We start from the raw sequence: 25,393 nt of genomic DNA on the forward strand, positions 1-25,393 counted from the left end.
AGACGACGATGAAAAGTGTAGTCATTGAACGTCCCGGCAGCTTATGCATTGAAACGCGCCCGCTGCCGCTGCCCGCAGCAGGTGAAGTGCGCGTCAAAGTACAGTATGCCAGTATCTGCGGTTCCGATGTGCATATCTGGCACGGCCATAATCCTTTTGCGCGCTATCCACGCGTTATCGGCCATGAGTTTTTTGGCCGGATTGATGCGGTTGGTGAAGGTGTCGACAGCAGCCGCATCGGCGAACGGGTGGCGGTCGATCCGGTCGTCAGCTGCGGTGATTGCTACCCCTGTTCGGTAGGCCGCCCCAACGTGTGCAGCGAACTGCAGGTGATTGGCGTCCATCGCGACGGCGGTTTTAGCGAGTACGCTCTGGCACCGGCTAAAAACGCCTGTCAGCTACCGGCCAGCATTCCCGATACGCTGGCCAGCCTGGTGGAGCCTTTTACCATCGCCGCCAATATCACCGCCTTTCTGCAACCGACGACTGACGATATCGCGCTGATTTACGGTGCCGGTCCGATGGGCCTGACCGCGATCCAGGTACTGAAAGGCGTCTATAACGTCCGGCAAGTTATCGTCGTTGACCGCCTGCCTGAACGACTGGCTTTGGCGCAAGAAAACGGCGCAGATTGGGTGATCGATAATAGCCAGCAGTCGCTGGATACTCAGCTAAATGGCATAAAGCCCACGCTGATTATTGATGCCGCCTGCCATCCGTCGATTTTAGCCGAAGCCGTCGCGCTCGCCTCACCGGCGGCGCGCATCGGCCTGCTGGGTTTCTCCGGCGAGCCGTGCACGCTGACGCAGCAGAGCCTGACCAGCAAAGAGCTGTCGCTGTTTACCTCACGGCTGAACAGCAATCGTTTTCCGCAGGTCATCGAGTGGATGGAGCAGGGATTCATTCAGCCGGAGAAGCTGGTCACCCACACCTTCGCACTCAGTGATGTTGAGCAGGCGATGACCCTGTTTGAAAAGCAGCCGCGTCGCTGCTGCAAAGTGATTTTAAAAGTGAGTTAACTGTTTCACGGAACCGGCATTTGCCGGTTTCTACCAGGCATGCTGTACCTGAAAAATAAAAAACCCTACGGAGTCAACATGTTCAAGAACCTGCGCTGGACAATCGTACTGCTGTTATTTCTGGTCTACATGATCAACTACCTCGATCGTGTCGCCCTGTCGCTGACCGTACCGATGATTGAAAAAGATCTGCTGCTGAATGCCGAACAGTTCGGCATGATCTTTGGCAGCTTCTTCTTCGGTTATGCGCTGTTTAACTTTATTGGCGGCCTCGCTACCGATAAATATGGCCCGACGCTGGTACTCGGCGTCGCGGTCGGCATGTGGTCACTGTTTTGCGGCCTGACGGCGGTTGCCACCGGTTTCTGGTCGATGCTGATTCTGCGCGTGCTGTTCGGGATGGCGGAAGGCCCGATATGCGCCTCAGCGAATAAAGCGATTAATGGCTGGTTCCCGAAAAAACAGGCGGCAACGGCGATGGGCTTTCTCAGCGCCGGTTCACCGCTCGGCGGCGCGGTCGCCGGGCCGATTGTTGGCTATCTGGCGCTCTCCTTTGGCTGGCGTCCGGCGTTTATGATTATCTGCTCAATTGGTATCGTCTGGATGGTGTTCTGGTTCTTTATCGCATCGGATAATCCGGCTAAAAGTCGGCTGGTTTCGGCAAAAGAGCGCGAACTGATCGACCAGCTGAAACAAGAGCCAATCAGTGCCGAGCAGGATTTAGCGCAGGCGGCTCATGGCCTTGGTTACTATCTGCGCCAGCCGGTGATTCTGGTCACCGCCTTCGCCTTCTTCTGCTACAACTACATCCTGTTTTTCTTCCTCAGCTGGTTTCCGGCTTATCTGGTGCAGGCGCACAATCTCGATATCAAGTCGATGAGCATTACCACCATGATCCCATGGATCGTTGGCTTTGTTGGGCTGGCACTGGGCGGACTGATTTCCGACAAGATCTTCAAAATTACCGGCAGGCTACTGCTGTCGAGAAAAATTGTGCTGGTCGTCTCGTTGCTGGCGGCGGCAATTTGTGTGGCGCTGGCTGGTACGGTACAAGGGGTGACTTCCGCAGTGGTGCTGATGTCGGTATCAATCTTTTTCCTGTATATCACCGGCGCCATCTACTGGGCGATTATTCAGGACGTGGTACATAAAAGTCGCGTCGGCGGTATTAGTGGTTTTATCCATCTTATCGGCAGTATTTCCGGCATTATCGGCCCGATCGCGACCGGCTATATCGTGCAGAATACCGGTAAATTCGACAGCGCATTTGTGCTGGCAGGGGTGATTGCCGCGCTGGGTGCCGTGCTGGTTCTGGTGCTGATTAAAAGCCCGAAAGCCTCCACTGATACGGTTTCGGTCTGATTGCTCAGGGCGCTTTCCGCGCCCTTCTCTTCACAAGGATTGATTATGTTCTCCGCTGAACTGCTCCCGAACTATGACCGCTCCGCGCTGCGCACCCGCATCGTCCATATCGGTTTTGGTGCCTTTCATCGCGCCCACCAGGCGCTGTGCAGCGACCTGCTGGCCAGCGATCATCACAGCGACTGGGGTATTTGCGAAGTAAACCTCAACAGCGGCGAGCTGATTACCGCCCTGCGCGCGCAGTCGCTGTTGTACAGCGTGACCGAAATGACTGATGACAGCCTGTCGACCCGGCTGATTGGCGTGGTAACCCATGCGCTGCACGCGCAGGGCGACGGCATTGACGCCGTTATTGAAGCGATGAGCCAGCCGGATGTGGCGATTATCTCCATGACGGTAACGGAAAAAGGCTACTGTCATCAGCCGGCCAGCGGCCAGCTGAATCTGCAACATCCTTCAATTCAGCATGATATCAGCCAGCCCGATACGCCGGTGTCGCTGCCCGGCCTGATTGTTGCGGCGATTAAACGCCGTCGCCAGCGCGGTTTGGCACCGTTCAGCGTGATGTCCTGTGACAATATGCCGGAAAACGGTCAGGTGACTCGCCAGGTCGTGATGCAACTGGCGCAGCAGCAGGATGCTGCGCTGGCAAAATACATCGCTGAACATATAGCCTTTCCGTCCACGATGGTCGACCGCATTGTACCGGCGATGACGCCAGAAACCTTAAGCACGCTGAGCGACAAACTGGGCTGTCGCGATGAGGTTGCCGTGGTCTGTGAACCGTTTTTTCAGTGGGTAATTGAAGACAAATTTGTCAGTGGCCGCCCGGCGTGGGAAAAGGCCGGCGCAGAGCTGGTCGCCGACGTGCTGCCGTTTGAACAGATGAAACTGCGGATGTTGAATGGCAGCCACTCTTTTCTCGCCTACCTCGGCTATCTGGCGGGTTATCAGCATATCAGCGACTGCATGGCAGATGAAAACTACCTGATCGCTGCCCGCCGGTTGATGCTGGCCGAACAGGCACCGACGCTCACTATTACTCAAGTTGATCTGCCCGCTTATGCGGATTCACTGATAACCCGTTACCAGAACCGGGCGATTAAACACCGCACTTATCAGATTGCCAGCGATGGCAGCCAGAAGTTGCCGCAGCGCTGGCTCGACAGTATCCGCTGGCATCTGAACAACGGCAGTGATTTTGACCTGCTGGCGCTGGGCGTGGCGGGCTGGATGCGCTATGTCAGCGGCGTCGATGAACAAGGTGCCGCCATCATCATCAACGACCCGTTAAAAGAACAATTAGCTCAATGTGTTGCCAGCACGCCGGATGGCCCGGCGCGCGTTCAGGCACTGCTGGCACTGGAGGCGATTTTCGGCCGCGATCTGGCGGCCAGTCCACTGGTGGCAGCCCGCATCGGCGAGTTCTATCATCAGCTGCAAACCCAGGGTGCCAGAGAGACGGTAAGGCAGATGATTAGCCACGATTAAAAGCGCTGGCGCTGGCGCAACGGGCTGTTTAGACTGAACGTTTTACAGCCCGGTTGACCACTGCGTTAGCCGCAAAAAGGATGTTGCTGAATGTCGCTACCCTACATTATTACTGCCAGCGAACCGGTTAATCAGCAGATTTACCGCTTTTTGCGCCAGGACATTGTCACCTGCGCCATTCATCCCGGCGCGTTGCTGTCTGAGAAAGAGGTCTCCACCCGCTTTAATGTCTCACGCCAGCCGGTGCGGGAAGCATTTATTAAACTGGCAGAGGCCGGGCTGGTGCAGGTACTGCCGCAACGCGGCACCTTTGTGCGCAAAATTTCGGCGCAGCGCGTTGCCGATGGCCGTTTTATTCGTGAGGCGGTTGAAGTGGCGGTAGTCCGTCGCGCGGCAGCACAAGCCGATCCCGCAGCCTTAGCCGAGCTGGAACACAATTTACAGCTACAGCGGCTGGCGGCTCAGCGCCATGACAGCCAGGCATTTTTACTGCTGGATGATGAATTTCACCGGCTGATTGCACAAAGCATTCGCTGTGAACTGGCGTGGGAGACGGTAGAAAATATCAAAGCAACCATGGATCGCGTGCGCTTTCTGACGCTGAGTGAAGTGTCGCCACCGGAAAGTTTAATCGAACAGCATCAGCAGATTTATCAGGCTATTGTCGATGGCGATGCCGATGCCGCCGAAAATGCTCTGCGCCGCCACTTACAACAGATGATTTTCTCGATTACGCCGATTGCCGAACAGAACAGCGACTGGTTCGAACAGCCTTAACGATTACTTTTCCACGGGCGGCGCTTTCGCCGCCCGAAGAGCCGTTAAGCGATAGTCACATCTTTCGACAGATAGACATCCTGTACCGCATTAATTAGCGCTACGCCCTCTTTCATCGACTTCTTAAATGCTTTACGTCCCAGAATCAGCCCCATTCCACCGGCACGTTTATTGATCACCGCCGTCCGCACCGACTCGGCGATATCGGTATCACCGGAAGCCGCGCCACCGGAGTTAATCAGTCCGGCACGGCCCATGTAGCAGTTGGCTAACTGGTAACGTACCAGATCAATCGGATTTTCACTGGTCAGTTTGCTGTAAACGCGCTCATCGGTATAGCCGAAATTGACCGCCTGATAACCGCCGTTATTTTCCGCCATTTTCTGCTTGACGATATCTGCGCCAATCGTTGCCGCCAGATGGTTGGCCTGCCCGGTGAGATCCGCACTGGCGTGATAATCAGTGCCGTCTTTTTTAAACGCGTTATTACGCAGATAGGCCCACAGTACGGTAACCATTCCCAGCTCATGCGCACGTTCAAAAGCGGCAGAGATCTCTTCAATCTGGCGGCGCGACTGTTCAGAACCGAAATAGATAGTGGCACCGACGGCAACCGCGCCGAGGTTAAACGCCTGCTCGACGCTGGCGTACAGCGTCTGGTCGTACTGGGTCGGATAACTTAGCGTCTCATTGTGATTCAGCTTGACCAAAAACGGGATGCGGTGCGCATAGCGGCGCGATACCGAGGCCAGCACGCCATAGGTGGAAGCCACACAGTTACAACCGGCTTCAATCGCCAGTTCAACAATATTTTTGGGGTCAAAATAGAGCGGATTAGCCGCAAACGAGGCCGCCGCCGAATGCTCTACTCCCTGATCAACGGGCAAAATCGACAGATAGCCGCTGCCTGCCAGGCGCCCGGTGTTGTACAACGTTTGCATATTGCGTAACACGACTGGAGAACGGTTGTTATCGATCATTACGCGATCGACATAATCCGCGCCGGGTAAATACAGGCTTTCGGCTGGAATGGTCATGCAGCGATGTTGCAGAAGTTGATCAGCTTCTTTACCCAATAACTGTACGATGTCCGTCATGCTAACTCCTGAAAGATAAGTGATGGGCCGAATTTCTTCGGCCCGACCGGTCGACTGTCGCCGCCCCAACAAAGCCTGGCCCAAAACATACGCTTAAGGCAAACTGCTGACTCCATTTTTCAGAACGATTCGCAGGTAATAATCGCCGTTTTGGTATACCGCTCTACCACCAGCGGTAAAAATGGTGTACTGGCCCAATGCCGCCGCCCACTTCCAGCGAATCCGCATGTTCCAGCGCGCCCTGCAGCCAGTGTTTGGCTACTTCAACCGTGGCTGGCCAGCTTTCATGGCGCGGGCGCAGCGCTGCCAGCGCCGCTGACAGGCTACAACCGGTGCCGTGGGTATGACGCGTTGCCACACGCGGTGCGGTAAAGCGCTGCTCAAGATCGGCGGTGAACAGCCAGTCCGGACTTTCGTGCTCGCCGAGATGGCCGCCTTTCATCAGTACCGCCTGGCAGCCCAGCTCCAGCATCGCACGCCCTTGCGCCTGCATCTCATGCTCGTTGCGCGCCATGCGGCAATCCAGCAGTGCCGCTGCCTCGGGGATATTCGGCGTAATCAGGGAAACCTGCGGCAATAAACGCTGACGCATAGTATCAATCGCTTTTACCGACAGCAGCGGATCGCCACTTTTTGCCAGCATCACGGTATCCAGTATCACCCACGGCAGCGCCGCCTGTTGTAAACGATCGGCCACCACATCAACAATATCGCACTCCGCCAGCATGCCGATTTTAGCGCTGTCGATACGCACATCCGACAGCACCGAATCCAGCTGCGCGCCGACGAACTCCGGCTCGATACGATAAACTGACTGCACACCACGGGTATTTTGCGCCACCAGCGCGGTAATCACGCTGGCACCATAAGCACCCAGTGCCGAAAACGCCTTCAGGTCGGCCTGAATCCCTGCGCCGCCGCTGGGATCGGTACCGGCAATTGTCAGAGCGTTAATCCTTTTCATAGCCATTCATCCTTATCAAGTTGATAGAGTGCATCAAGAAAAGCGGGAATAAAGCTTCCCGGCCCATTTGCCACTGCCGCAGCACGCTCTCCGGCAGCAGAAATCACCCGGCAGGCACTGGCAACGTGGTGAATCCGCTCGCCGGGCAGCGCGGCAAACCCCGCCACTACCGCAGAAAGCGCACAGCCGGTGCCGACCACCCGAGTCATGAGCGGCGAGCCACCGGCAACACTCAGCGTGCGTGTGCCGTCAGTGACGTAATCCACCGCACCGGTTACCGCCACCACTGCGCCACTGACCTGCGCCAGCTGCTTTGCCGCCGCAATCGCTGACGCGGAATCGTGTAAGCTATCGACGCCGCGACCGCTGACGGCATGCTGCGCCAGCGCCAGAATTTCAGAGGCATTACCGCGAATCGCCGCCGGTCGCCGTTGCAACAAACGCTGGCAAAATTCACTGCGGAAAGTCAGGCCACCCACGGCGACCGGGTCCAGCGTCCAGGGTTTCTGTGACTGATTAGCAGCATCAATGGCCGCCAGCATTGCCTGCGCGCGGTCGCGGGTTAAGGTGCCAACGTTGACTAACAGGCCATCAGCGATAGCGCTGAACTGCGCGGCTTCTTCAGCATCGACGACCATCGCCGGTGACGCTCCCAGAGCCAGCAGCACATTAGCGGTAAAGGTTTGCACCACGTCGTTAGTCATACAGTGCACCAGTGGCGCATGCTGACGAAACAGAGAGAGGGATTGGGCGACGGACGCGCCAGAAACAGGCTCAGGTTGAAGATTCATAACACTCCCAACCGGCGATCAAGAAGGCGATGCACTCAGGCATCTGACTTCCCTCCGCTGGCATTATCCAGTTCAGGTTCAGCGGGTAATTCTCAGCCTTTTCTTCACAGAGCAGGCACCCCGAGTCATTGATAATTCACGCTATAATTGCTGGCGCTTACGCCAGCAGCTGATAAGAATAAAGCGCAGCTGTTCAGTTGTAAACTTATCGTCATTTTTCGCCAGCAAGGATAACGCGTTAAGCTGCTGTAATCCTTCAACACACATTTGCTCTTGCCTGTTAAGCGTAACTGACGGAATGATAGGAAATCGGACAGATGGAATCGGCTTACTCACTGGAGACTGTATGGCTAAAACAAAAATAATGCTGCTGGCAACGCTGCTGGCGACCACCAGCGTCTGTTTCGCGGCACCGGCGGTGGTGACGCCTGGCGCGGAAAAACCGTCGTATGAAATCACCGAATTTACCGCTGACTTTATCCATTACACCCTTGGTGACACCGCTCCGGCGCTCTATCGCAGTGATAAATATCAGATAAAACAGTGGCAGGTGCGTAATCTGCCAGCGCCGGATGCCGGCAGTCACTGGACCTATATGGGATCGAATTACGTACTGATTAGCGACAGCGACGGAAAAATGCTGAAAGCTTACGATGGCAATATTTTCTATCAACGCTGACCGTGCGACGCGGTTGACGCTTCCCCACTGTCTGGCTCACAGTGGGGAATAGTTTCAGTGATGAGAACGCCCTAGCGCGCCAGCGCCACGGCCTCACCCAACTGCCAGACCGCCATCGCATAATGGTTACTGTGGTTATAACGGGTAATCACATAAAAGTTTGGCAAGCCATACCAGTACTGCCAGCTTTTACCCATATCAAAACGCAGTAAACTCACCTGTTGATTGTTTTGCAACGGCACCTGCGGTTGCAGGCCAGCAGCGGCCAGTGTTGCCGGGCTGTAGCGCGTTTTAAAGCCGGTTTCCAGCCCTGGCGCCTGGCCACTGGCCGGAATCGCGATTGACTGGTTGCTCTGCCAGCCGTGCTGTTTAAAGTAGTTAGCCACGCTGCCAATGGCATCTACCGGATCCCACAGATTGATATGACCATCACCATTAAAATCTACCGCATAGTCTTTAAACGATGACGGCATAAACTGGCCGTAGCCCATCGCTCCGGCGTAAGAGCCGCGCAGATCCAGCGGATCTTTCTGCTCTTTACGCGCCATCAGCAAAAAGGTTTCCAGCTCACCGCTGAAGTATTCTGCGCGCCGTGGATAGGCAAATGACAGCGTCGCCAGCGCATCAATGATGCGGGTTTTGCCCATCACACGTCCCCAGCGCGTTTCAACACCAATAATACCGACGATAATCTCCGGCGGCACCCCATACACCTGGTAGGCTCGCGTCAGGGCATCCTGATGCTGATGCCAGAATGCTACGCCGTTTTGCACGTTATCCGGGGTGATGAATTTATTGCGATAGCGGATCCACGCCCCGTTCGGGCCGGTTGGTGGCCCATAGCTGGGTGCCTGACGATCCATCAGCCGCAGCACATAATCGAGGCGTTTGGTTTGCGCCAGTACATCATGCAGCTGCTGGCGATCGAAGCCGTGCTTACTGACCATATTATTGATAAAGCGCTCGGTTGCCGGATTGCCGGCAAAATCACCGCCTAAGGGATGAACCGCATGCGAGGGTTCGAGGACAAAACCGCCCTTTACATCGCCACGGAAAGGGTTACCTGATGCCGGCGTTTCTGGCGGGGTCGGTTTGCTGCTACAGGCAGCCAGTAAAGTGATTACTGGTAACAACGTGACAAAAGAACGCATTAAAAATCCCAATATCAGGGCCAAAAAGAGTTAAATGGTAAGCATTGCGGCGTACCGAGTACAATAAAATCCGGCAGGTGGAGAGCTAAATTTTACCAGATTTACAAATGTGCCAGCGGCAATCAAAACCACGAACAAATTCCCATGCACTATTATAGATGTCAGTTTTGCCCGCAGCTGCATTTTCAGGAGATAACAGTGCATATTCGCCCCTTTACCGAAACCGACCGCCCGTTTTTACGCACCTTGTTTTTAGCCGCACGTAAGGCCAGCTGGCACTGGCTGAACAGCAGTGACTGGCGGCTGGAAGATTTTGATGCGATTACGCTGGGGGAAACGGTTCTGGTGGCTGAACAAAATGGCCATCGACTCGGTTTTGCTGCGCTGTTGGACAACGATAATTTCCTGCACAGCCTATTTGTTGCGCCGGATGCCCAGCGCCAGGGCGTTGGCAGCGCATTACTGCATGCGGTGCAACAGCGCTTTAGCTCGACCGGCGCCCTGAAATGTCTGGCGGCAAATCAGGCGGCGTGCAAATTTTACCAGCAGCACGGCTGGAAAGTGATTTCCCGCGGCGACAGTCCGCAGGGAGAGTATCTGTTGATGCACTTTGTTTTGCCCTAAAGGCAAGGGGGAGCATGCTCCCCCCTCATATGACTGATGTTTATAAAGCCCGGAAAGCAATATCCCCTGGAATCACCTCACCCTGCCAGTAAAGCTGCGCCGCTACTGCGCCCGCCAGCTGGCGATACAGCGCGGTAAAGTCACTGTCCGGACGGCGTACTACCGTCGGCACACCGCTATCCAGATCTTCACGTAACGTGATATGCAACGGGAGCTGACTTAACAGGCGGGTATCATAGCGTTCCACCAGCTGCTGCGCGCCGCCGCTGCCGAAAATCGCTTCGTGATGACCGCAGTTGCTGCAAATATGCATACTCATATTTTCCACCACGCCCAGCACCGGAACCTGCACTTTTTCGAACATCACGATGCCCTTGCGCGCATCAATCAGTGCAATATCCTGCGGAGTGGTCACGACCAACGCACCGGTCACCGGCACATTTTGCGCCAGCGTCAGCTGGATATCACCGGTACCCGGCGGCATATCCAGAATCAGATAATCCAGTTCCGGCCACAGCGTCTCATTCAGCAGCTGCATCAATGCTTTGCTGGCCATCGGGCCGCGCCAGACCATGGCATTGTCATCAGTGACTAAATAGCCAATCGAGTTAGTCGCCAGTCCATGCGCCATAATCGGTGCCATGTGGGTGCCATCGGGCGAAGTAGGCCGCTGATCTTCAGTGCCGAGCATATTTGGCACCGAAGGTCCGTAGATATCGGCATCAAGGATTCCAACGCTGGCCCCTTCAGCAATCAGCGCCAGCGCCAGATTCACCGCGGTGCTGGATTTACCCACCCCGCCTTTGCCGGAGCTGACGGCGATAATGTTTTTCACACCGTTAACGCCGGCATGATTTTTAACCCGCTTCAGCGTGGCGATATCGTGACGCAGACGCCAGTTAATCGCGCTGGCACCGGTAATGCGCAATAGATCAGCACTGCATTGCTCTTTCAGCAGCTCGAAACCACTTTGCCAGGCAAACGGCATCACCAGCTCGATATGCAGCGTGTTATCCATCAGTGCCACATGATGTAGCGCTTTCAGGCTGGTCAGATTGCGCTGTAGCGTCGGATGTTCAAATGCGGTCAGCACCCCCATCACCATGGCGCGCAGGGTGTCAGGGGAGTGTGGACCTTGGGATCGTGAATTCATCCCGGCTCCTTGATAGCTTAATGGTTATTGTCAGTCAGACCTGTGATTAATCATATCAGATGCAAGAAAATTCGGCTTTACCCCCGGTGCGTCAAACCCCTTGTTTACGCAGGGACGGCCTTTCGGTTAACATCAGAAGTCCTTTTCAAACCAGAAGAAAGCAAGTTCTACTATGACTCAAGTCGCGAAAAAAATTTTGGTAACGTGCGCACTGCCGTACGCCAACGGTTCTATCCATCTCGGCCACATGCTCGAGCATATCCAGGCAGATATATGGGTCCGTTACCAGCGAATGCGCGGCAATCAGGCATATTTCATCTGTGCAGATGACGCGCACGGCACGCCAATCATGCTGAAAGCTCAGCAGCTGGGCATTGCACCGGAGCAGATGATTGCCGAAATGAGTCAGGAACATCAGACTGATTTTGCTGGCTTTAACATCAGCTATGACAACTATCACTCGACGCACAGCGACGAAAACCGTGAGCTGTCATCGTTGATCTATGGCCGTTTGAAAGAAAATGGTTTTATTAAAAATCGCACCATTTCGCAGCTTTACGATCCGGAAAAAGGCATGTTCCTGCCCGATCGTTTCGTTAAAGGCACCTGCCCGAAATGTAAAGCAGCCGATCAATATGGCGATAACTGTGAAGTGTGCGGCGCAACCTACAGCCCAACCGAGCTGATTGAGCCGAAGTCAGTGGTCTCCGGTGCTACGCCAGAATTGCGCGATTCAGAGCACTTCTTCTTTGATCTGCCAGAGTTCAGCGCGATGCTGCAAGCCTGGACCCGCTCCGGTGCGCTGCAAGAGCAGGTAGCGAACAAAATGCAGGAGTGGTTTGAATCCGGACTGCAACAGTGGGATATCTCTCGCGATGCGCCGTATTTCGGCTTTGAAATTCCTGATGCACCGGGCAAATACTTCTACGTCTGGCTGGATGCGCCAATTGGCTACATAGGTTCATTTAAGAATCTGTGTGACAAACGCGGCGATATCGATTTTGACGCGTTCTGGAATAAAGATTCTGATGCCGACCTGTATCATTTTATCGGCAAAGATATCGTCTATTTCCATAGCCTGTTCTGGCCAGCGATGCTGGAAGGCAGCAACTTCCGCAAGCCGACCAACCTGTTTGTCCACGGTTATGTCACGGTCAATGGCGCCAAGATGTCGAAATCACGCGGCACCTTTATTAAGGCCAGCACCTGGCTGCAACATCTTGATGCCGACAGCCTGCGTTACTACTATGCGGCGAAACTCTCTTCCCGCATTGACGATATCGACCTGAATCTGGAAGATTTTGTCCAGCGAGTTAACGCCGATATCGTTAATAAAGTGGTTAACCTCGCCTCGCGTAACGCTGGCTTTATCAATAAGCGTTTTGGCGGCAAACTGTCCGACCAACTGGCCGATCCGGCGCTGTACCAAACCTTCACCGATGCGGCATCCAGCATCGGTGAAGCGTGGAACAGCCGTGAGTTCAGCCGTGCCATCCGGGAAATTATGGCGCTGGCCGACATGGCGAACCGCTATGTCGACGAGCAGGCACCGTGGGTTGTGGCGAAACAGGAAGGCCGCGATGCTGAACTGCAAGCGATCTGCTCAATGGGCATCAACATGTTCCGCGTGCTGATGACCTGGCTGAAGCCGGTAGTGCCGTCGCTGGCAGAACGTGTTGAAGCGTTCCTCAATGTTGAGCTGAGCTGGGAAGGTATTCATCAGCCGCTGCTCGGCCACGAGATTGCCGGCTTTAAAGCGCTGTACAGCCGTATTGAGATGGACAAAGTGAATGGGCTGATTGAAGCGTCAAAAGAAGACGCGGCGGCGGCTGCAAAACCGGCACTGACCGGCCCGCTGGCAGACGATCCCATTCAGGACACCATTACTTTTGACGATTTTGCCAAAGTGGATATGCGTATTGCGCTGATTCAGAAGGCAGAATTAGTTGAAGGTTCCGATAAGCTACTGCGCCTGTCACTGGATTTGGGCGGCGAAACCCGTCAGGTGTTCTCCGGTATTCGCGCGGCCTACCCCGATCCGGCCGCACTTGAAGGCCGTCTGACGGTGATGGTGGCTAACCTGGCACCACGCAAAATGCGCTTTGGCATCTCTGAGGGGATGGTGATGGCTGCCGGTCCTGGCGGTAAAGATATCTTCCTGCTTAGCCCGGACAGCGGCGCACAGCCAGGTCAGCAGGTTAAGTAATCCAGGTCATCAGCAGGGGAGCCGAAAACGGCTTCCCTGCCCTGATCCCATCATTCGGTAATCAAGACTCGCCGCTTGCCCAGGAGCCTGCCATGCTCAGCGTGCTATCTGTCTGCTGGCGTTATCTTCGCGCCTTTACCATCATTTACCTCTGCCTGTATGCCGGTAACGGCATCTCATTTCTGCTGCCGCTGACCATTCCCGGCAGTATCATTGGTATGCTACTGCTGTTCGCGCTACTGGCGTCACAAATTCTGCCGGTCAGCTGGGTTAAGCCGGGCTGCCATCTGCTGATTCGCTATATGGCGCTGCTGTTTGTACCGATCAGCGTCGGCATTATGAGCTACACCGAGATTCTCAGCGCCCAGTTTGGCCCGATTGTTGTCTCCTGCGTCGTCAGTACCCTGATTGTGTTGGTGGTGGTCGGCCTGACGTCTCAGCGGCTGCACGATCACAGCCTGCGTCAGGAGAGCGCCGATGAGTGATATCTGGTGGTCACTGCCGCTAACGCTGGCGGTGTTCTTTGCCGCACGCCTGCTGGCAAAAAAAGTTAAAATTTCACTGCTCAATCCGCTGCTGATCTCGATGGCGGTCATTATTCCGCTGCTGTTGCTGATTAATATGCCCTACGCGCGCTATTTTCAGGGCAGCGCGCTGCTGAATCACCTGCTGCAACCGGCGGTGGTGGCGTTAGCGGTGCCGCTGTATGAACAGATGCATCAGATTCGGGCGCGCTGGAAGTCGATTATCAGCGTCTGCTTTATTGGCAGCCTGACGGCGATGATTTCCGGCACTGCTATCGCTCTGTGGCTAGGGGCAACGCCGGAAATCGCCGCCACTATTTTGCCAAAATCAGTGACCACACCGATTGCCATGGCGGTTTCTGACTCACTGCACGGCATTCCCGCTATTAGCGCCATCTGCGTTTTAGTGGCAGGCGTTTTGGGCGCAGTATTCGGCCATATGCTGCTTAACCTGCTGCGGGTGCGCAGTAAAGCGGCGCGGGGCCTCGCCATTGGTAACGCCTCTCATGCACTGGGTACCGCACGCTGTGCCGAGATTGATTTTCAGGAAGGTGCCTTCAGCTCACTGGCTCTGGTCATTTGCGGCATTATTACTTCTTTGCTGGCACCGTTTATTTTCCCGCTATTACTACACTGGTTGAGTTAAATCTTGCGAGAGATCTCGCAATTCAGCATCAACTTTCATTGATTGCATTGATAGCGCGATGCAGATCACATATAACCTGCTGATTGCACCGTAAAATGCGTAGCCAACAACGCCAATGAGAGGCACTTAATGCATCCACGTTTTCAACCCTCTTTTGCAGCTCTGTCGTCTGAATTACAGACTGCGCTAAAGCCAATTCTTGATGCTGATGATTTCAGCGCCCGTTTTAGCGCGCCACAGATTGCGGCGATTAAACAGCACACCGCACTTGATGATGATGCGCTGGCGCTGGCGCTGCTGCCGTTAGCGGCCGCCTGTGCCGTCGCTCCGCTTTCAAACTTCGATGTCGGCGCGGTGGCGCGTGGCAAAAGCGGGAACTGGTACTTTGGTGCCAATATGGAATTTGCTGGCGCCACCATGCAGCAAACGGTTCATGCCGAGCAAAGCGCGGTGACGCATGCCTGGCTGAGCGGAGAAACCGCGCTGGAAGCGGTTACCGTTAACTATTCTCCCTGCGGCCACTGTCGTCAGTTTATGAACGAACTGAATAGCGGTACTGACCTGCGCATTTGTCTGCCAGGCCGCCAGCCTGCCACACTGGGCGACTACCTGCCTTACGCCTTTGGTCCACGCGATCTGGCGATTGAAACCCTGCTGCTTGATCCGATCGATCACGGCTATAGCATCAGTGGCGATGCGCTGGAACAGCAGGCGATAAAAGCCGCCAACGCCAGTCATGCGCCTTACAGCCATTCACACAGCGGTGTGGCCGTAGAAACCCTCAGCGGCAGGATTTATGCCGGCCGTTATGCCGAAAATGCCGCCTTTAACCCGAGCTTACCGCCGCTTCAGGCCGCATTAATTCTGTTAAACATGCACGGCGAAAGCTGCTCGCAGATTGGCCGTGCGGTGCTGGCAGAGCGTGCCAGTGGCAAGCTGATTCAGCGCCAGGCAACGGAAGCCACCCTTCAGGCGCTGGGCTGCCAGAACATCCGCTACGTCGAACTGCAAAAAGCGTAAGCTTTCACCCAATACCTCGATGAAGTTCGCAGCTTTTGTTATCAATTATTAACAAAAGCTGTACTTCTGCGCTTTTTTTCATAGGATCATGGGCACACAATATCATTGAGCCAGAGGCTATTTTTAAAATGGAACTCGAGTACGAGAGTAAAAGACCGTTATATATTCCCTACGCCGGACCTATTCTGTTGGAATTTCCACTGCTGAATAAAGGCAGCGCCTTCTCAATCGAAGAACGTAATGATTTCAACCTTCGCGGCCTGTTACCAGAAACCGTGGAAACGATTGAAGAACAGGCCGAACGTGCCTGGCGCCAGTTTCATGACTTCAAAAACAATAACGATAAACACGTCTATCTGCGCAATATTCAGGACACCAACGAAACTCTGTTCTACCGCCTGCTGGATAATCATCTCGAAGAGATGATGCCGATTATCTATACCCCGACGGTCGGCGCCGCTTGTGAACACTTCTCCGAAATCTATCGTCGCGCCCGCGGTCTGTTTATCTCCTACCCGAACCGCGCCAATATCGAAGATATGCTGCAGAACGCCACTAAACAAAACGTAAAAGTCATCGTGGTGACTGACGGCGAACGTATTCTCGGTCTTGGCGACCAGGGTATCGGCGGCATGGGCATTCCCATTGGTAAACTGTCACTGTACACCGCCTGTGGCGGCATCAGCCCGGCCTACACCCTGCCGGTAGTCCTGGATGTCGGTACTAATAACCAGCAGCTGTTAAATGATCCACTGTATATGGGCTGGCGTCATCCGCGCATCACCGGTGAAGAGTATGATGCTTTCGTTAACGAATTTATTAATGCAGTGAAAAGCCGCTGGCCAAATGTGCTGTTGCAGTTTGAGGATTTTGCTCAGAAAAATGCCATGCCGTTGCTGGAACGCTATCGTGATGAAGTCTGCTGCTTCAACGACGATATTCAGGGTACCGCTGCGGTCACGCTGGGTACGCTGATTGCCGCCAGCCGCGCAGCCGGCAGCAAATTGCGCGATCAGAATGTGGTATTCCTCGGTGCCGGTTCCGCCGGTTGCGGTATTGCCGAGCAAATTATCGCCCAGATGAAATCTGAAGGCCTGAGCGACGAAGAAGCCCGCGCCCGCGTCTTTATGGTCGACCGCTTTGGCCTGCTGACCGATAAACTGCCAAACCTGCTGAACTTCCAGAGCAAACTGGTGCAGAAAAGTGAAAATCTCAGCGGCTGGGATGTCAGCACTGACTCGCTGTCGCTGCTGGATGTGGTGCGCAACACGCGGCCGGATATCCTGATTGGCGTTTCCGGACAGCCTGGCCTGTTCAGTGAAGAAATTATTCGTGAAATGCACAAACACTGCCCGCGTCCGATTGTTATGCCGCTGTCCAATCCAACCTCACGTGTTGAAGCCACGCCGCAGGATATTCTCGCCTGGACCGATGGTGCAGCGCTGGTGGCGACCGGCAGCCCATTCTCACCGGTCAGTTGGAAAGGGGTGACCTATCCGATTGCGCAGTGTAATAACTCCTATATCTTCCCTGGCATCGGCCTTGGCGTGATCGCTTCCGGCGCAAGCCGCGTCACTGACAGCATGCTGATGGCGGCAAGCCGCACGCTGGCTGACTGTTCGCCCCTGGCGAATGAAGGCGTTGGCGCAGTACTGCCGGAAATCAAAGATATCCAGGGCGTGTCGAAACTGATCGCCATGGCGGTAGGTAAAGCAGCGCAGCTGGCTGGCGTTGCGGTAGTCACTTCGGAAGATGTGCTGTCGAAGTCGATCGCTAACAACTTCTGGCTTCCGCAGTACCGTAATTACCGCCGCACCTCAATATAATCTCATGCATCGGGCGTTTGCGCCCGAATATGGGTAAAAATGCGGCGACTGAACGCTGCTGTGCTTGCTTCACAGCAGCGGCTCAAGTAGCCTTAAATTATCCTGTTACCTGCCCGACTGAGCGCCCCTGAGCATGTTGAAACGCTTGATATATGGTCTGATTATCATCGTGGTTATGATGGTAGTGACCGCGCTCGGCCTCGATCGCTGGATTAGCTGGAAGACCGCGCCCTATGTTTATGACGATTTGACTTCACTGCCCCATCGTCAGGTTGGTGTGGTATTAGGAACCGCCAAGTACTACCGCACCGGCGGGGTCAATCAGTACTACCGTTATCGAATGCAGGGTGCGATCAACGCTTACAACAGCGGCAAGGTGAATTATCTGCTGTTAAGCGGCGACAATGCACTGCAAAGCTATAACGAACCGATGACGATGCGGCGCGATCTGATTGCCGCTGGCGTCCCCCCTTCTGATATCGTGCTCGACTTTGCCGGCTTCCGCACGCTGGATTCGATTGTGCGCACGCGCAAAGTGTTTGATACCAACGATTTCATCATTATTACCCAGCGCTTCCACTGTGAACGCGCGCTGTTTATTGCCCTGCATATGGGCATTCAGGCGCAGTGTTATGCGGTGCCGTCACCAAAAAATATGCTGACAATTCGTTTTCGTGAAGTGGGTGCACGGCTCGGCGCACTGGCGGATCTCTATCTGATGAAGCGCGAGCCGCGTTTTCTCGGGCCGCTGGTGCCGATTCCGGCGGTACATGAAGTGCCGGAAAACGCGCAAAGTTACCCGGCCGTTTCGCCGGAACAGCTACTGGAGTTGCAGCAAAAGCGGGAAAAGAAATAACGGCGGGAAGTTAGCCGGGTGGTTCAGGGGATTTGCATCTTGTATACCCTTAAAACGGGAGCCGAAAATGGCTCCCGTTTTAAACTCCAGCAATCACTATTTCTTACGTGAGTACTTCAGTGAATCCAGTGCCACCGCGAAAATAATGATGCCGCCCTTAATTATGTACTGCCAGTAAGGGTTAACGCCGATATAAGTCAAACCGTAGTTAATCACCGTAAAGATAATCACCCCGGTCACCACTCCCGCTACCGTACCCACACCCCCGGCAAAGGAAACGCCCCCCACCACGCAGGCGGCAATCGCATCCAGCTCGTACATAAAGCCGAGGTTGTTGGTGGCACTGCCGATACGTCCAGCTTCCAGCAACCCACCGAAGGCATAAAACACCCCGGACAGCGCATAGATCATAATCAGGTTAAGCGACACGTTAACACCGGAGACTTTCGCCGCTTCCGGGTTACCGCCGATAGCAAAAATGTTCTTACCGAAGCGCGTTTTATTCCACAGAATCCAGACGAATATAATCGCGATAATCGCATAGAAGGTAATGTAAGAGAGCTTAAAATCACCGAAGCGCAGGAAGCCCTGAGCAAAGGTAGAAAAGCCCGAATCGAAACCGGCAATCGGTGAGGCGCCAACATAATCGTAATACAGCGAGTTAACGCCATAGACAATAATCATGGTACCCAAAGTGGTAATAAATGGCGTGACCTTCAGGTAAGCAATAATAATACCGTTGATCAGACCAATAAAGGCACCGATAAGACACACCGTCAGGATAACCAGCGGAATCGGAATGGTTCCGATGCCCGGGAATACCTTATTGACGTTGTCCATTGACTGCAGCATGGTAGCCGCAACCACCGCGGCAAGGCCAACCTGACGCCCTGCCGAGAGGTCAGTACCCTGGGTGACAATCAGCCCCGCCACGCCCAGTGCAATAATCACGCGTACTGAGGATTGGGTCAGAATATTACTCAGGTTCATTAAACTGAGGAACGTTGGATCCTGGAAAATTATGATTGCCAACAGAACCAGCAAGACGACGTAAATACCGCCTTCTTTTAACCAGGTGAGCGCATTTTTCTTATTAACAGCTTTCATGGTAACAGCCCTTACATCATTAAAGGTGTAACGACGCTAAACGCAATATTTCGTTCTGCGTGGTAGTTTTGGTTTCGACAATGCCTGCAACCAGGCCATTACTCATTACCAGTATCCGGTCGGTAATCCCCAACAGCTCCGGCATTTCGGAGGAGATGATAATAATTCCCTTCTCTTTCTTCGCCAGTTCAGCAATCAGCTGATAAATCTCAAACTTAGCCCCAACGTCAATACCGCGTGTCGGCTCATCCAGCATCAATATCTCAGGCTGGGTGAGCAACCAACGACCGATAATCACTTTTTGCTGATTACCCCCAGACAACGAACCGATAGACGTATGGTGCCCCGGTGTTTTTACCCGCATTGAATCGATTACCCACTGGGTATCACTTTTCATCCGGCGGTTATCCAGCAGGCCAATGCTGTTTTTATATTTACGAATATTGGAAATCAGCGAGTTGAAACCGATATCCAGATAAGCATAGATCCCGGTTGAGCGGCGCTCTTCGGTGACCAGTGCAAAGCCGTGGTTAATCGCTTCGTTGGCGCTGTGATTATTAATCGCTTTGCCATGCAGCTTAATGGTGCCGCCGGATTTATCACGAATACCAAATAATGTCTCGACGATATCGGTACGTTTTGCCCCCACCAGCCCGGCGATACCCAGGATTTCACCTTTATGCAAATCAAAGGAGATATCGCGAATTGAAGGCTGGCTGCGCGAGGTTAAATTACGCACTTCGAGTATCACTTCACCCGGCACGTTGGCTTTATCCGGGAAACGCTGGTTCAGCGAACGTCCGACCATCATCGCAATGATCTTGTTCATATCCAGCCCTTCCAGCGACTGGGTGGCAATCCACTGACCATCGCGCAGAATGGTTATCTCATCACATAGCTGGAAAATCTCTTCCATTTTGTGCGAAATATAGACAATACCGCAGCCGCGATCTTTTAATTTACGGATAATGGTAAACAGATGGTTTACCTCTTTTTCCGTTAACGAAGAGGTTGGCTCGTCCATAATGACGATTTTGGCGTTATAGGAGAACGCTTTGGCGATTTCGATCATTTGCATCTGTGAAACAGAAAGCGTCGCCACTTTGTCACGCGGATCGATATCAATATCTAATTCATCAAATATCGCTTTAGTATCGCGATACATTTTATCCTGATCGACAAACAGCCCTTTACGTGGATAACGGCCAAGCCACATGTTATCCATTACCGTACGCTGTAATACCAGATTCAGTTCCTGATGCACCATCGACACGCCGTTTTCCAGCGCCTCTTTGGAGCTTTTAAAATCGATTTCCTCACCCTGAAACAGGATGCTCCCCGAGTCTTTTTTATAAATGCCAAACAGGCATTTTAATAACGTCGATTTACCCGCACCGTTTTCGCCCATCAAAGCATGAATAGAGTGCGGCCGAACTTTTAAATTAACGTTGTCTAGTGCCTTCACGCCAGGAAATGATTTATTAATATTGCTCATTTCCAGCAGGAATTCACGCTGCGGTATGGTTTTATCACTGGCCATAATTTACCTGGCTGAAAGAGTCATGCATGGGCGCAGAATGACTCTGCGCCCGGGTATTTTATTTCACGAACTGAGACAGGTTATCTTTATCCACCGCCACATAAGGTACGCGGACGATTTTGTTTTCCAGTTTATAGTTAGTCCCTTCGGCAGCAGGCTTGCCGGCCGCAAGGTTTTTCGCCATCTCAAAGGTCGCTTTCGCCTGGTTATCCGCATCGTTCAGTACGGTACCGGCCATCGCCCCAGATTTCACCATCGCCAGCGCTTCTGGCAGCGCATCAACACCAAATACCGGGATTGAGGATTTATTATGTGCCTTCAGCGCTTCGACTGCGCCCATCGCCATTGCGTCGTTGTTGGCAATGACCACTTCAATTTTGTTGCCGTTCGGGCCGGATAACCAGGCATCCATTTTATCTTTTGCCTGAGCGGTATCCCACATCGCGGTATCCAAGTGCAGCTGCTGAGTTTTCAGGCCGTCTTTATTCAGCGTATCAATAACATACTTAGTACGTGCTTCTGCATCCGGGTGGCCCGGCTCGCCTTTCAGCAGCACGAACTGAATCTGACCATCTTTATTCAGATCCCAGTTTGGATTAGCTTTCCAGTGTTTTTCGATCAGTTCACCCTGCTTCACGCCAGACTCTTTCGAATCGGTTCCGACATAATAAGCTTTGTCGTAACTGGCCAGCGCTTTGGCGGTCGGTTCTTTGTTAAAGAACACAATAGGGACATCGTTTGAACGGGCTTTATCGATAATGACTGCCGCCGCCGCCGGGTCAACCAGGTTAATCGCCAGCGCTTTTACGCCCTTCGCCATCAGCACGTCTACCTGGTCGTTTTGCGTTGACTGGCTATTCTGCGAGTCATTCATTAACAGCTGAACGTCCGGGCTATTTTTTGCTTCTTTTTCGATAGCTTTGCGCACCACAGACATAAAGTTATCGTCATATTTGTAGATAGTGACGCCAATGCGCGTATCCGCTGCATGTGCCGTTGCACCAAACATCATACTGGCTACCAGGGCTGTAAGCGTAAAAACCTTCTTATTCATATTATCTCCGGGTTTTGGCAGGGTATTTCTTCGTTTTGGCCTGTCACCTTAAGGCGATCAGATTAAAACAATCGGTAATTAACCATCGGCGACGCGTAGGTGTGATTAACAGGTACGCAAAGCCATCGGCGTGTTAACACAAGCCTGACTTCCTTATTCGGTAATGCTTCCTGTAATAGATATTCAGAACTGTTTTGCTAAAGATTTGGACGCAGTGGCTGGAATGATTAACGCGTTACATTATGTTTCAGCCCCTGCATTGCGCTGTCATCATAGAGAGCGCGATGTTAATTAACTGTGAATTTACTCACAAATTGAAAACGGTTACATGAGGAAATCGCTTCAATTAGTGACCGGCTCCACAGTTTGCCGCTGCGCTACCGAATGGCGGCGTACCAGCGTCGGCATAAAACAGTGCTGAGCAGTGTGATCGAGCTGACCCGCTGCACCTTTAAGTGCCAGCTCGGTAGCAAGTTTCGCCATAGAAACAATAGGATAGCGCACCGTCGTCAGTTGCGGATCGGTATAACGCGAGACAGGAATATCATCAAATCCGATAATTGAAACCTGCTGCGGGACGAGGATTCCGTTATCTTTCAATGCGGTTAGCGCACCGGCCGCCATACTGTCGTTATAGGCGAATACCGCGCTAAGGTGCTGATTACGCCCCAGCAACTCGACCATTGCCGCCTCGCCACCTTGTAAATCGGCTTCGCCGCTGGCGATCCATCCTTCCGCTGGCACAATGCCCTGCTCGGCCAGCGCCTGCTGCCAGCCGTCGCGCCGCTGTACGACGTCCTCAATCGGATGACAAGAGCTGAGATAGCCAATGCGCGTGTGCCCCTGTTGCTGCAACATCCGCGTCGCCATCAGCGCGCCGCTGACGTTATCCAGACAGACGCAGCGATGGGCATAGCCCGCCACAATACGATTTACCAGCACCATGCCGGGTACCTGATCCATAAAATCGGCCAGCTCCCGATCTGACAACATTTTTGCGTGAACGATTAACGCGTTACAGCGTTGGCGAATCAGCACTTCAATCGCGTGACGCTCTTTCGCTTCCTGATGCCATGAGTTACTGATCAGCACATGTTTGTTCATCTGCTGCGCCACGGTATCGACCGCTTTGACCAGCGCACCAAAAAAAGGATCGGAAACGTCCATCACCACTACGCCAATGGTGTCACTGACCTGGGTCGCCAGCGCCTGAGCATTAGCATTTGGCCGGTAACCCAATGATTCGACAGCGTGTAACACGTTTTCACGCGTTTCTGCGGTCACCACACAGTTGTTATTCAGCACGCGGGAAACCGTTGCCACGGAAACGCCAGCAATACGTGCCACATCACGGATTGTTATCATGAACGCCTGACCCTGAAAATAGTTGATCGCATCGCTCTTTCCGACATCTGAAGTGTTTCTGTCGGCTATTTTGTCAGGCGTTAACGGTTAACAGCGTGAATCAGGTCACACTGATGAAAACGGTTACATACAATTGTGCAACCTTTGTGATGGCGGTCATTATCCGGCGCGGGAACTGTCTGCGGGTTTACCGGCGGCCAGCCTGGTCAGCTGACGCCATAGCCACTCCATCGGCCCCTGACGGAACAGACGCAGCCAGCATAGTGAGAAGAGAATATTGATCGCCCATACCGCCGGCACTATTGCCAGTAATTGCAGGCGATCCAGCTGCATAAACCAGCCAAAGCGATAGAACAGCGTGGTGCAGATCAGAGTTTGAAGCAGATAGTTAGTCAGCGCCATACGGCCGACGCAACAGATAGCCCGGGTGATTTTCAGTTTTGCCAGTAACGGCCAGTAACCAAAACAGAGCGCAGCATAACCGATGGCCTGCAACGGCGCGGCTAAATCGCGTGGAACCTGCAGCAAGAAGCCGGTCCAGCGAAAATCCCAGCGTAAATACCACTGCAGAAAAATACCCGGAATCTGAATCAGAAAGGCGATGCCAATCAGTACCCATGCCGTGCGGCGGTAATGCCGGGCGCTGAACTCGCCTTTCAGCCAGCCGTTACGCATTAATGCGCTGCCAATCATCATCAGTCCGGCCAGCTGCCAGCCATATTGCGCGCCGAGCGCCAGCAGGCTCGATGAGAGATGATCGAGACGATTCTGCACCGCTTCCCAGCCGCCTGCCAGCTTCCAGAATGATTCATATTGCAGATCGGCAATACCGGGCAGCCAGGAACTGTTGGCCTCACCGCTGGAGATCATACTGAATACCACCAGCACCGCCACGCCGACCAGATACAGCATCACACCGGTATTAAACAGCGAACGGGTAGAAGGAACGTCGCGGATCATTCGCCAGGCAATCAGGCCAACGATGCCATAATCCAGCAGGATATCGCCTTCCCAGAAAAAAACCGCGTGAATAAAACCGAAAATAGCCAGCCACGTCAGGCGGGATTGCAACCAGCGCTTGCCGCGCGGCAACAGCATTTGCAGCCCGGCACCAAACAGCAAGGCGAACAGCGTCAGGAATTTGATTTGCGCCAGCAGATCGAGCGTGGCCCAGGTCCAGATCTCACGTCCGGGGGGCACCCCTTGCCAGGCGGGATTAAGATAAGCAGCCGAGGGAAGACCAAAGCCATAAATGTTCAGCAACAGGATACCGAGAACGGCGAGACCACGAATAAAGTCCAGCGTGATATTGCGTTGCATTCAGGCTTCCCGTAAAGAAATTAACGCTCTTCCCCGCAGTCAGGGAAGAGCAATCGCTGATCAGCTGTGACGCACCGCGCGCAGAAATTCCTGGCGGGTATTCTGGCTGGACTTAAACAGACCACCCAGAGAGGTGGTGGTGGTCGCACTGGTTGCGTCACGAATGCCGCGCGCTTTAACGCAGTAGTGCACCGCGTCAATGGATACCGCGACGTTACTGGTGCCGAGCAGGGTTTGCAGCGCGACTAAAATCTGCTGCGTCAGGCGCTCCTGCACCTGCGGGCGCGAGGCGAAGAACTGCACAATGCGGTTGATCTTCGACAGGCCAATCACTTTCTCTTTCGGGATATACGCCACGGTCGCTTTACCGTCGATAATCACAAAATGGTGTTCACAGGTGCTGGTCAGGGTGATGTCACGCACCGTCACCATCTCATCCACCTTCATTTTGTTTTCAATCACGGTAATTTTTGGGAAGTTGGCGTAATCGAGGCCGGAAAACACTTCATCGACATACATCTTAGCGATGCGATGCGGCGTTTCCGCCAGGCTGTCATCTTCCAGATCCAGATTCAGCAACTTCATGATTTCAGTCATATGACCGGTAATCAGGTGCTTACGCGCTTCGTCGTCCAATTCACGCGCTGGCGAGCGTAATGGGGTTTCCAGTCCACGCGCGAGTAGCGCTTCATGAACCAGGGCAGCTTCCTGACTTAACGTAGCCATTTTATTGTTTTCTCCAGCAGGTGATTCACCCGACCAATGCAGCAATTCATCAGACGGACAGGTTTCTGAGCGCGTATTCTGGAACACTCCGCGAG

The 25,393-nt window shown here is 53.6% G+C and carries 23 protein-coding genes and 1 riboswitch; of the genes, 12 read left to right on the forward strand and 11 right to left on the reverse strand.

Going from position 1 to position 25,393, the window contains the following annotated elements:
- The first annotated feature begins 8 nt into the window (after window positions 1-8).
- The 4 genes from RIN69_RS14960 to RIN69_RS14975 all read left to right on the forward strand — a co-directional run bounded on the left by RIN69_RS14960 (window position 9) and on the right by RIN69_RS14975 (window position 4,649).
- Window positions 9-1,019: a Zn-dependent oxidoreductase gene (locus tag RIN69_RS14960; protein ID WP_313852749.1), complete on the forward strand. Its 1,011-nt coding sequence runs from the start codon at window positions 9-11 to the stop codon at window positions 1,017-1,019.
- A 78-nt stretch (window positions 1,020-1,097) separates the two neighbouring features.
- A complete protein-coding gene (locus tag RIN69_RS14965; protein WP_313852751.1) occupies window positions 1,098-2,381 on the forward strand; it encodes an MFS transporter in 1,284 nt (427 codons plus the stop codon).
- Between the two features lie 45 nt (window positions 2,382-2,426).
- The gene (locus RIN69_RS14970; protein WP_313852752.1) at window positions 2,427-3,872 is read left to right on the forward strand and encodes a mannitol dehydrogenase family protein; all 1,446 of its coding nucleotides are present in this window, start codon (window positions 2,427-2,429) and stop codon (window positions 3,870-3,872) included.
- Window positions 3,873-3,962: 90 nt separating this feature from the next.
- A complete protein-coding gene (locus RIN69_RS14975; protein ID WP_313852753.1) occupies window positions 3,963-4,649 on the forward strand; it encodes a GntR family transcriptional regulator in 687 nt (228 codons plus the stop codon).
- A 44-nt stretch (window positions 4,650-4,693) separates the two neighbouring features.
- Here the strand turns inward: RIN69_RS14975 and fbaB are convergent, their stop codons facing one another.
- The 3 genes from fbaB to thiM form a co-directional block, all read right to left on the reverse strand.
- The gene (gene fbaB / locus RIN69_RS14980; RefSeq protein ID WP_313852754.1) at window positions 4,694-5,746 is read right to left on the reverse strand and encodes a class I fructose-bisphosphate aldolase; all 1,053 of its coding nucleotides are present in this window, start codon (window positions 5,744-5,746) and stop codon (window positions 4,694-4,696) included.
- A 163-nt stretch (window positions 5,747-5,909) separates the two neighbouring features.
- Window positions 5,910-6,710 (reverse strand): bifunctional hydroxymethylpyrimidine kinase/phosphomethylpyrimidine kinase, encoded by an 801-nt coding sequence (thiD, locus tag RIN69_RS14985; protein ID WP_313852755.1) that lies wholly within the window; start codon window positions 6,708-6,710, stop codon window positions 5,910-5,912.
- Entirely contained in the window at window positions 6,707-7,501 is a 795-nt protein-coding gene (thiM, locus tag RIN69_RS14990; RefSeq protein ID WP_313852757.1) for a hydroxyethylthiazole kinase, read from the reverse strand. The genes thiD and thiM overlap by 4 nt, the downstream gene beginning before the upstream one ends.
- Before the next feature lie 32 nt (window positions 7,502-7,533).
- A riboswitch (TPP riboswitch) is annotated at window positions 7,534-7,634 on the reverse strand.
- A gap of 213 nt (window positions 7,635-7,847) precedes the next feature.
- On the opposite strand from thiM, the gene RIN69_RS14995 reads away from it, so the two are divergent.
- Window positions 7,848-8,180, forward strand: a complete 333-nt coding sequence (locus RIN69_RS14995) for an RcnB family protein (protein ID WP_313852759.1) — start codon at window positions 7,848-7,850, stop codon at window positions 8,178-8,180.
- Window positions 8,181-8,251: 71 nt separating this feature from the next.
- Here the strand turns inward: RIN69_RS14995 and mltB are convergent, their stop codons facing one another.
- Window positions 8,252-9,331 (reverse strand): lytic murein transglycosylase B, encoded by a 1,080-nt coding sequence (gene mltB / locus RIN69_RS15000; RefSeq protein WP_313852760.1) that lies wholly within the window; start codon window positions 9,329-9,331, stop codon window positions 8,252-8,254.
- Between the two features lie 198 nt (window positions 9,332-9,529).
- On the opposite strand from mltB, the gene RIN69_RS15005 reads away from it, so the two are divergent.
- On the forward strand, window positions 9,530-9,955 hold the full coding sequence (locus tag RIN69_RS15005) for a GNAT family N-acetyltransferase (RefSeq protein ID WP_313852762.1): 426 nt from the start codon (window positions 9,530-9,532) through the stop codon (window positions 9,953-9,955).
- 40 nt (window positions 9,956-9,995) lie between these two features.
- Here the strand turns inward: RIN69_RS15005 and apbC are convergent, their stop codons facing one another.
- Window positions 9,996-11,108, reverse strand: coding sequence for an iron-sulfur cluster carrier protein ApbC (apbC, locus tag RIN69_RS15010; protein ID WP_313852763.1), 1,113 nt, complete (start codon window positions 11,106-11,108; stop codon window positions 9,996-9,998).
- A 172-nt stretch (window positions 11,109-11,280) separates the two neighbouring features.
- Between apbC and metG the strand changes: the two genes are divergently transcribed.
- From metG to sanA, 6 genes are all read left to right on the forward strand, one after another.
- Window positions 11,281-13,314, forward strand: coding sequence for a methionine--tRNA ligase (gene metG / locus RIN69_RS15015; protein ID WP_313852765.1), 2,034 nt, complete (start codon window positions 11,281-11,283; stop codon window positions 13,312-13,314).
- A 92-nt stretch (window positions 13,315-13,406) separates the two neighbouring features.
- On the forward strand, window positions 13,407-13,799 hold the full coding sequence (locus RIN69_RS15020) for a CidA/LrgA family protein (protein ID WP_313852766.1): 393 nt from the start codon (window positions 13,407-13,409) through the stop codon (window positions 13,797-13,799).
- Window positions 13,792-14,484 carry a CidB/LrgB family autolysis modulator gene (locus RIN69_RS15025; RefSeq protein WP_313852768.1) on the forward strand — a complete coding sequence of 231 codons (693 nt, stop codon included), beginning with the start codon at window positions 13,792-13,794 and terminating at the stop codon, window positions 14,482-14,484. The genes RIN69_RS15020 and RIN69_RS15025 overlap by 8 nt, the downstream gene beginning before the upstream one ends.
- Before the next feature lie 129 nt (window positions 14,485-14,613).
- Window positions 14,614-15,504, forward strand: coding sequence for a cytidine deaminase (gene cdd, locus RIN69_RS15030; protein WP_313852769.1), 891 nt, complete (start codon window positions 14,614-14,616; stop codon window positions 15,502-15,504).
- Between the two features lie 128 nt (window positions 15,505-15,632).
- Window positions 15,633-17,330: an NAD-dependent malic enzyme gene (locus tag RIN69_RS15035; protein WP_313852770.1), complete on the forward strand. Its 1,698-nt coding sequence runs from the start codon at window positions 15,633-15,635 to the stop codon at window positions 17,328-17,330.
- Between the two features lie 133 nt (window positions 17,331-17,463).
- Window positions 17,464-18,186 (forward strand): outer membrane permeability protein SanA, encoded by a 723-nt coding sequence (sanA, locus tag RIN69_RS15040; RefSeq protein WP_313852771.1) that lies wholly within the window; start codon window positions 17,464-17,466, stop codon window positions 18,184-18,186.
- Between the two features lie 96 nt (window positions 18,187-18,282).
- On the opposite strand, the gene mglC is transcribed toward sanA, so the two are convergent.
- The 6 genes from mglC to folE all read right to left on the reverse strand — a co-directional run bounded on the left by mglC (window position 18,283) and on the right by folE (window position 25,298).
- Complete coding sequence (gene mglC, locus RIN69_RS15045) at window positions 18,283-19,293, reverse strand: galactose/methyl galactoside ABC transporter permease MglC (protein ID WP_313852772.1); 1,011 nt, start codon at window positions 19,291-19,293, stop codon at window positions 18,283-18,285.
- A 19-nt stretch (window positions 19,294-19,312) separates the two neighbouring features.
- The gene (mglA, locus tag RIN69_RS15050; RefSeq protein ID WP_313852773.1) at window positions 19,313-20,833 is read right to left on the reverse strand and encodes a galactose/methyl galactoside ABC transporter ATP-binding protein MglA; all 1,521 of its coding nucleotides are present in this window, start codon (window positions 20,831-20,833) and stop codon (window positions 19,313-19,315) included.
- A 58-nt stretch (window positions 20,834-20,891) separates the two neighbouring features.
- Entirely contained in the window at window positions 20,892-21,887 is a 996-nt protein-coding gene (mglB, locus tag RIN69_RS15055; RefSeq protein WP_313852774.1) for a galactose/glucose ABC transporter substrate-binding protein MglB, read from the reverse strand.
- 342 nt (window positions 21,888-22,229) lie between these two features.
- On the reverse strand, window positions 22,230-23,252 hold the full coding sequence (gene galS / locus RIN69_RS15060) for an HTH-type transcriptional regulator GalS (RefSeq protein ID WP_313852775.1): 1,023 nt from the start codon (window positions 23,250-23,252) through the stop codon (window positions 22,230-22,232).
- Window positions 23,253-23,411: 159 nt separating this feature from the next.
- Window positions 23,412-24,572, reverse strand: a complete 1,161-nt coding sequence (gene yeiB, locus RIN69_RS15065) for a DUF418 domain-containing protein YeiB (protein WP_313852777.1) — start codon at window positions 24,570-24,572, stop codon at window positions 23,412-23,414.
- Window positions 24,573-24,632: 60 nt separating this feature from the next.
- Complete coding sequence (folE, locus tag RIN69_RS15070; protein ID WP_313852779.1) at window positions 24,633-25,298, reverse strand: GTP cyclohydrolase I FolE; 666 nt, start codon at window positions 25,296-25,298, stop codon at window positions 24,633-24,635.
- Window positions 25,299-25,393: the final 95 nt, after the last annotated feature.

Source organism: Winslowiella toletana, assembly GCF_032164335.1.
Taxonomy (GTDB): domain Bacteria; phylum Pseudomonadota; class Gammaproteobacteria; order Enterobacterales; family Enterobacteriaceae; genus Erwinia; species Erwinia toletana_A.

What these genes read in the sequence shown, in the direction of transcription:
- RIN69_RS14960 (WP_313852749.1), top strand. Translation starts at nt 9, where the DNA reads ATGAAAAGTGTAGTCATTGAACGTCCCGGCAGCTTATGCATTGAAACG.
- RIN69_RS14965 (WP_313852751.1), top strand. Translation starts at nt 1,098, where the DNA reads ATGTTCAAGAACCTGCGCTGGACAATCGTACTGCTGTTATTTCTGGTC.
- RIN69_RS14970 (WP_313852752.1), top strand. Translation starts at nt 2,427, where the DNA reads ATGTTCTCCGCTGAACTGCTCCCGAACTATGACCGCTCCGCGCTGCGC.
- RIN69_RS14975 (WP_313852753.1), top strand. Translation starts at nt 3,963, where the DNA reads ATGTCGCTACCCTACATTATTACTGCCAGCGAACCGGTTAATCAGCAG.
- fbaB (WP_313852754.1), bottom strand. Translation starts at nt 5,746, where the DNA reads ATGACGGACATCGTACAGTTATTGGGTAAAGAAGCTGATCAACTTCTG.
- thiD (WP_313852755.1), bottom strand. Translation starts at nt 6,710, where the DNA reads ATGAAAAGGATTAACGCTCTGACAATTGCCGGTACCGATCCCAGCGGC.
- thiM (WP_313852757.1), bottom strand. Translation starts at nt 7,501, where the DNA reads ATGAATCTTCAACCTGAGCCTGTTTCTGGCGCGTCCGTCGCCCAATCC.
- RIN69_RS14995 (WP_313852759.1), top strand. Translation starts at nt 7,848, where the DNA reads ATGGCTAAAACAAAAATAATGCTGCTGGCAACGCTGCTGGCGACCACC.
- mltB (WP_313852760.1), bottom strand. Translation starts at nt 9,331, where the DNA reads ATGCGTTCTTTTGTCACGTTGTTACCAGTAATCACTTTACTGGCTGCC.
- apbC (WP_313852763.1), bottom strand. Translation starts at nt 11,108, where the DNA reads ATGAATTCACGATCCCAAGGTCCACACTCCCCTGACACCCTGCGCGCC.
- metG (WP_313852765.1), top strand. Translation starts at nt 11,281, where the DNA reads ATGACTCAAGTCGCGAAAAAAATTTTGGTAACGTGCGCACTGCCGTAC.
- RIN69_RS15020 (WP_313852766.1), top strand. Translation starts at nt 13,407, where the DNA reads ATGCTCAGCGTGCTATCTGTCTGCTGGCGTTATCTTCGCGCCTTTACC.
- RIN69_RS15025 (WP_313852768.1), top strand. Translation starts at nt 13,792, where the DNA reads ATGAGTGATATCTGGTGGTCACTGCCGCTAACGCTGGCGGTGTTCTTT.
- cdd (WP_313852769.1), top strand. Translation starts at nt 14,614, where the DNA reads ATGCATCCACGTTTTCAACCCTCTTTTGCAGCTCTGTCGTCTGAATTA.
- RIN69_RS15035 (WP_313852770.1), top strand. Translation starts at nt 15,633, where the DNA reads ATGGAACTCGAGTACGAGAGTAAAAGACCGTTATATATTCCCTACGCC.
- sanA (WP_313852771.1), top strand. Translation starts at nt 17,464, where the DNA reads ATGTTGAAACGCTTGATATATGGTCTGATTATCATCGTGGTTATGATG.
- mglC (WP_313852772.1), bottom strand. Translation starts at nt 19,293, where the DNA reads ATGAAAGCTGTTAATAAGAAAAATGCGCTCACCTGGTTAAAAGAAGGC.
- mglA (WP_313852773.1), bottom strand. Translation starts at nt 20,833, where the DNA reads ATGGCCAGTGATAAAACCATACCGCAGCGTGAATTCCTGCTGGAAATG.
- mglB (WP_313852774.1), bottom strand. Translation starts at nt 21,887, where the DNA reads ATGAATAAGAAGGTTTTTACGCTTACAGCCCTGGTAGCCAGTATGATG.
- galS (WP_313852775.1), bottom strand. Translation starts at nt 23,252, where the DNA reads ATGATAACAATCCGTGATGTGGCACGTATTGCTGGCGTTTCCGTGGCA.
- yeiB (WP_313852777.1), bottom strand. Translation starts at nt 24,572, where the DNA reads ATGCAACGCAATATCACGCTGGACTTTATTCGTGGTCTCGCCGTTCTC.
- folE (WP_313852779.1), bottom strand. Translation starts at nt 25,298, where the DNA reads ATGGCTACGTTAAGTCAGGAAGCTGCCCTGGTTCATGAAGCGCTACTC.